This window comes from Nonomuraea sp. NPDC001684, from assembly GCF_053596515.1.
Genome location: NZ_JBSFGJ010000544.1, coordinates 1 through 5,720, shown reverse-complemented (window position 1 = coordinate 5,720; position 5,720 = coordinate 1). Strand labels below are relative to the sequence as shown.

General features: G+C 72.9%; 8 protein-coding genes. All 8 read right to left on the bottom strand.

The annotated features are described in order from the left end of the window. Positions 1–954 (bottom strand): vWA domain-containing protein (locus ACWCSD_RS46590; protein ID WP_449925218.1); only part of this gene is annotated, 954 nt, incomplete at its 3' end. Continuing rightward, on the bottom strand, positions 947–1,813 hold the full coding sequence (locus ACWCSD_RS46585; RefSeq protein WP_387666364.1) for an AAA family ATPase: 867 nt from the start codon (positions 1,811–1,813) through the stop codon (positions 947–949). The genes ACWCSD_RS46585 and ACWCSD_RS46590, both read right to left, overlap by 8 nt. 84 nt (positions 1,814–1,897) lie before the next feature. Beyond that, positions 1,898–2,356: a PH domain-containing protein gene (locus ACWCSD_RS46580; RefSeq protein WP_397162169.1), complete on the bottom strand. Its 459-nt coding sequence runs from the start codon at positions 2,354–2,356 to the stop codon at positions 1,898–1,900. Between the two features lie 19 nt (positions 2,357–2,375). After that, positions 2,376–2,843, bottom strand: coding sequence for a 6,7-dimethyl-8-ribityllumazine synthase (gene ribH, locus ACWCSD_RS46575; RefSeq protein ID WP_397162170.1), 468 nt, complete (start codon positions 2,841–2,843; stop codon positions 2,376–2,378). Beyond that, positions 2,840–4,081: a bifunctional 3,4-dihydroxy-2-butanone-4-phosphate synthase/GTP cyclohydrolase II gene (locus tag ACWCSD_RS46570; protein WP_397162171.1), complete on the bottom strand. Its 1,242-nt coding sequence runs from the start codon at positions 4,079–4,081 to the stop codon at positions 2,840–2,842. The genes ribH and ACWCSD_RS46570 overlap by 4 nt, the downstream gene beginning before the upstream one ends. After that, positions 4,078–4,725 carry a nicotinamide mononucleotide transporter family protein gene (locus ACWCSD_RS46565; protein WP_449925213.1) on the bottom strand — a complete coding sequence of 216 codons (648 nt, stop codon included), beginning with the start codon at positions 4,723–4,725 and terminating at the stop codon, positions 4,078–4,080. Before ACWCSD_RS46565 ends, ACWCSD_RS46570 begins: the two co-directional genes overlap by 4 nt. Further along, positions 4,722–5,327 carry a riboflavin synthase gene (locus ACWCSD_RS46560; RefSeq protein ID WP_449925211.1) on the bottom strand — a complete coding sequence of 202 codons (606 nt, stop codon included), beginning with the start codon at positions 5,325–5,327 and terminating at the stop codon, positions 4,722–4,724. Before ACWCSD_RS46560 ends, ACWCSD_RS46565 begins: the two co-directional genes overlap by 4 nt. Next, positions 5,327–5,720, bottom strand: a 394-nt coding sequence (locus ACWCSD_RS46555; protein ID WP_449925208.1) for a RibD family protein, incomplete at its 5' end; no start/stop codon positions are given. The genes ACWCSD_RS46555 and ACWCSD_RS46560, both read right to left, overlap by 1 nt.

Sequence of the window (5,720 nt, the reverse complement as noted above, 5' to 3'; positions counted from 1 at the left end):
ATATCCCTTGTGCGGATTGACCCAGATGAGCCGGTACGCCTGCCGGGCCAGCCTGGCGAGCTGGGCGCCCAGGAGCGCGGGGTCGCCGCGTTCCCAGCCGTCGGAGGCGATGACCACGATCGCCCCCCGGGCGCTGTGCCGGGTCAGGTACTCCTTGAACTCCTCGCCGAGCCGGGTCCCGCCGCTCCAGTCGGGGATGGCCGCCGAGGCCGCGTTCAGCGCCGTGCCGGGGTCGCGGTGGCGCAGCTCGGCGGTGACCTCGGTGAGCCGGGTGCCGACGGAGTAGACCCTCGTGGCCCGCGGCTCGCTCCTGACCAGCGCGTGGGCGAAGCGCAGCAGGGTCTCGGCGTAGGGGGCCATCGACCCGCTGACGTCCACGAACAGCACCACCTGGCGGGGCCTGGTCGTGTGCCGGCGGCGGCGCAGCCGGGCCACCTCGCCGTTGCGCAGCGCCTCGCGCACGGTGCGGCGCTGGTCCAGCCCGCCCCGGTGGGCCCGCTCGAAACGGCGGGAGCGGCGCGCGGCCCGGCCGCGGCCGAGCAGGGCCAGCATGCGGTGCACCTCGGCGCGTTCGGCCTCGGTGAGCCGGGCGACGTCCCGGTGCCGCAGCTCCTCGGCGCGGCTGGCCGTGGCCGGGGCGGCGGCGTCCTCGCCCGCGCCCGCCTCCTCGCCGTCGCCGGCCGCCAGGTGCCGGGTGACGCTGGTCGTCCCGGCACGGGCCGCCGCCGCCCGCCGTCCGCCGAACCAGGCGGCGAAGCAGCGGTCGTAGCGGGGCAGGTCGTCGGGCGTGGCGCACAGGGTGAGCCGGCCGGCCCAGTAGAACGCCTCCCGGTCCCCGGCGTCGAGGTGGCCGAGGGCCTGCAGCAGGCTCCGCGTCCGCTCGTGGTCGGCGTCCACGCCCGCCGCGCGCAACGTCCTGACGAAGCCCGTCACGGTCCGGACCAGCTCATCCACCGGACAGCAGCCCGTCGCCCAGGACGGCGGCGACGTCCTCGCGGTACTTCAGCGCGGCGCCCAGGGTGGCCGCGGCCAGGTCGGGGTCGAGTTCCCTGGCCCCGAGCGTCAGCAGCGCCTCGGTCCAGTCGAGGGTCTCGGCCACGCCCGGCGGCTTGACCAGGTCGGCCCGGCGCAGCCGCTCGGCCGCCCGCGCCACCTGCAGGGCCAGCTCCTCGGTGCAGCCGGGCAGGCGGCGCAGCAGGATCGCGACCTCGCGGTCGAAGCTCGGGTGCTCCAGCCAGTGGTAGAGGCAGCGCCGCTTGAGCGCGTCGTGCACCTCGCGGGTGCGGTTGGAGGTCACCACGACGACCGGCGGCGTCGCGGCCCTGATCGTGCCCAGCTCGGGGATGGAGACGGTGAAGTCGGAGAGCACTTCGAGCAGGAACGCCTCGAACTCGTCGTCGGCCCGGTCGATCTCGTCCACCAGCAGCACGCTCGGCTGGGTCTCCACGGCCTTCAGCAGGGGGCGGGCGATCAGGAAGCGCCGGTCGTAGATCTCCCCCTCCAGCCGGGCGGCGTCGGTGATCCCGGCGGCCTCGGCGGCCTTGAGGTGGAGGAGCTGGCGGGCGAAGTCCCAGTCGTACAGGGCCTGGGACGCGTCGAGGCCCTCGTAGCACTGCAGCCGGATCAGCGGGGCCTTGAGCAGCCTCGCGAGGGTCTTGGCCAGCTCGGTCTTGCCGACGCCCGCCTCTCCCTCCAGGAACAGCGGCCGCCCCATCCGCAGCGCCAGGAAGGCGGCCGTGGCCAGCCCCCGGTCGGCCAGGTAGTCGTGCCGGTCGAGCAGCTCGATGAGCTTGTCCGGCGACTCGATGTCCATTGCCCTGATTGTCCGCCGCAGCACGCCTTCAGGCTACGTCGCGACCCCGGCCCTGCGATATCGGCTCGCCCTCATCATCGCGTTTCAGTCGCCGGACTCGGACGCCTCGCCGCGTTCGTGGATCAGCGCGGCCAGCTCGGCCGTGGCCCGGCGGGCGCGGGCCTTCTCCGAGCCCTGGATGCCCATGGCGCCGATCGTCCGGCCGTCGGAGAAGTCGATCTTCGGCCACGGGTCGCCCACCAGCAGGGTGACGTCGATGACCTCGGGCCAGGTGTAGCGGTGGACGCGCAGGGCGTTGACGACGGTCAGGCCCTGCTCGTCGGCCTCCACCCGGACCCGGCCCAGCAGGTGGAGCACGTACGCCACCGCCAGGCCGAAGCCCACGATCGCCACCCGGTCGGGCAGCTTGAACGGGTCGGCGATGAAGATCGCCATGAGGACCGCCCCCGCCACCACCACCAGGGCGAAGGCGTAGGGCACGATCCGGCCCCGGCGGGGACGCCAGGTCACGGGCAGGGGCGGCGGGGTCACGGGCTCGGGCACGAGGGAAACCTACCGCAGGTCAGTGGAGGTCCCTCAGGAGGAGGGCGGTCTCCAGGGCGGCCAGGGCCGACTCGTAACCCTTGTCCTCCTTGCTGCCGGGCAGCCCGGAGCGGTCGAGCGCCTGGTCCATCGTCTCGCAGGTGAGCACGCCGTTGCCGACGGGCGTCTCCTCGTCGAGCGAGACGCGGGTCAGCCCGCTGGTGACCGAGTCGCAGACGTAGTCGAAATGGGCGGTCTCGCCCCTGATGACCGCGCCGAGTGCGACCACCGCGTCACAACGCCGGGCCAGGGCCTGGGCCACGACGGGGATCTCCAGCGAGCCGGGCACGCGGACCACGGTCGCGGTGGCGCCGCTGTCGTCGCACGCCTGCACGGCCCGCGCCACGAGCTGGTCGGTGATCTTGGCGTGCCAGCTCGCCGCCACCACGCCCACGACCAGGCCCGCCGCGTCCACCACGGCCACTCCGGGACGGCCTTCGCCACTCATGACGCCTCCGAGATCTCGTGCGGGACGCTGGAGGAGATGTCGTGGCCGAGCCGGTCGCGCTTGGCCTCCAGGTACCGCTCGTTGTGCGGGTTCAGGGCCACGGGCATGGGCTCGCGGCCGAGCACCTTGATGCCGTAGCCGTCCATGCCCTTGAGCTTGGCCGGGTTGTTGGTGAGCAGCCGCACCGAGCGCACGCCGAGGTCGGCCAGGATCTGCCCGGCGTTGGAGAACTCGCGGGCGTCCACCGGCAGCCCCAGCTCGACGTTGGCGTCGACGGTGTCGCTGCCGTTGTCCTGGAGGCTGTAGGCCCGGAGCTTGGCCAGCAGGCCGATGCCCCGGCCCTCGTGGCCGCGCAGGTAGACGACGACGCCGCGGCCCTCCTGCGCGATGGCGCCCATGGCGTGGTCGAGCTGCACGCCGCAGTCGCAGCGCAGCGAGCCGAACACGTCCCCGGTCAGGCACTCGGAATGGGCCCTGACCAGGATGTTCTCGCCGCCGCCGAGGTCTCCGTAGACGAGCGCGACGTGCTCGCCGCCGTCGAGGGCGCTGGAGTAGCCGTAGGCCCGCCACATGCCGTACGCGTTGGGCAGCCGGGTCTCGGCGACCCTGGTGACCATGCTCTCGGCGCGGCGGCGGTGGTCGACGAGCTGCTCGATGGAGACCAGCGCCAGGTCGTGCTCGTCGGCGAAGCGGCGCAGCTGGGGCAGCCGGGCCATGGTGCCGTCGTCGTTGACCACCTCGGCCAGCGCCCCTGCGGCCGACAGCCCGGCGAGCCTGGCCAGGTCGACGGCCGCCTCGGTGTGGCCGCGCCGGGCCAGCACGCCGCCCTCGCGGTAGCGCAGGGGGAAGATGTGGCCGGGCCGGACCAGCTCGTTGGGCTCGGTGGCCGAGTCGGCGAGGGTGCGGATGGTCCTGGCGCGGTCGGCGGCGGAGATGCCGGTGGTGACGCCGTCACGGGCGTCGACGGTGATCGTGTACGCCGTGCGCATGCGCTCGCGGTTCTGGGACACCATGAGCGGCAGCCCGAGCCGGTCGAGCTCCTTGCCGTCCATGGCCACGCAGATCATGCCGCTGGTGTGCCGGATCAGGAACGTGCACAGCTCCGGCGTGGCCTTCTGGGCGGCGAAGATCAGGTCGCCCTCGTTCTCGCGGTTCTCGTCGTCCACGACCACGACGGGACGGCCGTTGCGGATGTCCTCGATGGCCCGCTCGATCGGGTCGAGCTTGAACTCGCTCATGCCGCTGCCACCACTTCCGGACGGGCGGCGGCGCGGTACTCGCGCAGCCACTTGGCGAAGCCCGTGAGGACCATGACGAAGAACACGCCGTAGACGGCGCCGGAGACGTAGAGCTCGGACTTGAAGGCCACCGGCACGCCCATCAGGTCGACCAGCACCCAGACGATCCAGAAGTCGACCAGCGCCCGGCCCTGCGCCCAGGTGGCGACCGCGCCGCCGACGAAGATGTAGGCGTCGGAGGCCACGACGGACACCGGCGCGCCCGGGTACCACGACAGGTCGAACGTCTTGAACAGGACGGTCACCACCGCGGTGCCCACCGCCAGCGCCGCCAGCATCCGCCACCGCTCGCCGCCCGTGGCGGGCCGGACGGACAGGGCGTGCTCCTGGGTGCCCTGCCGCCACTTCCACCATCCGTAGACGGCCAGCACGGCGAACAGGGCCTGCTTGAGCGCGTTGCCGGTGACGTGCGCGCTGATCGAGGCGAGGAACAGCAGCACCGAGCCGGTGAACTGGACCGGCCAGGTCCACATGGACTTGCGCATCGCGAACGCCACGGTGGCGAGGGCGAACACGTTGCCCACCAGGTCGGTCCACTTCACCGGCAGACCGAAGATGTCAATCGATGCGTCCACCCAGCTCATCGGGTGCCCACCAGCCTCTCCACATACTTGGCGATCACGTCGACCTCAAGGTTCACCACGTCGCCCACCTGGCGGTCGCCCATGGTGGTCAGCTTCAGCGTGGTCGGGATGAGGCTCACGCCGAAGCTGTCGTCGTCAACCGTCGTGACGGTCAGGCTGATTCCGTCGATGGCGATCGAGCCCTTCTCGGCCACGTACCGGCTGAGCGGGCCGGGCAGGGAGAAGCGCAGGTCGTCCCAGTTCTCGCCGGGGGCGCGGGACAGCAGGCGGGCGGTGCCGTCGACGTGGCCCTGGACGATGTGGCCGCCGAGGCGCTGGTCGGCGCGTACGGACCGTTCGAGGTTGACCGCCGAGCCCGCGGTGAGGCCGCCGAGCGAGCTGCGGTCCAGCGACTCCCTGATGACGTCGACGGTGAACACGTCGTCCTTGACCTCGACGACCGTCAGGCAGACGCCGTTGACGGCGATCGAGTCCCCGTGGGCGGCGTCGGAGGTGACGAGCGGGCCGCGTACGGACAGCCGGGCGCCGCCGCCGGCCGCCTGCCCGCCCGCCGGCTCGATGGCGACGACTTCGCCCTTCTCCTCGATGATTCCGGTGAACATCACTTCTCCCTGCCTTGATGCGGAGCGGGCCGCGCGGTCAGCCGCAGATCCGGCCCGATGGGGGAAAACTCGTCGAAGGTGAGGCGGTGGGCGCCGCTGATCGTGGCGACGCCCGCCGGGCCGAGCGCGGCCCTGCCCTCGCCGAGGAGGGCGGGGGCGAGGTAGGCGTGCACGCGGTCGATGAGGCCCTGCCGCAGGAACGCGCCGGCGAGGGTGGGGCCGCCTTCCAGGAACACGGCGACCACCTCGCGGGCGGCCAGCTCGCGCAGGAGGGCGTGCAGGTCGAGGCCGCTGTCGGCGTGCCGGGGCAGGCGCAGCAGGCCGGCCTTGAGCCCCGTCACGGCGTCGTCGGCGACGGCGACCAGCGTGGGGGCCTCGTCGTCGAGGACGCGG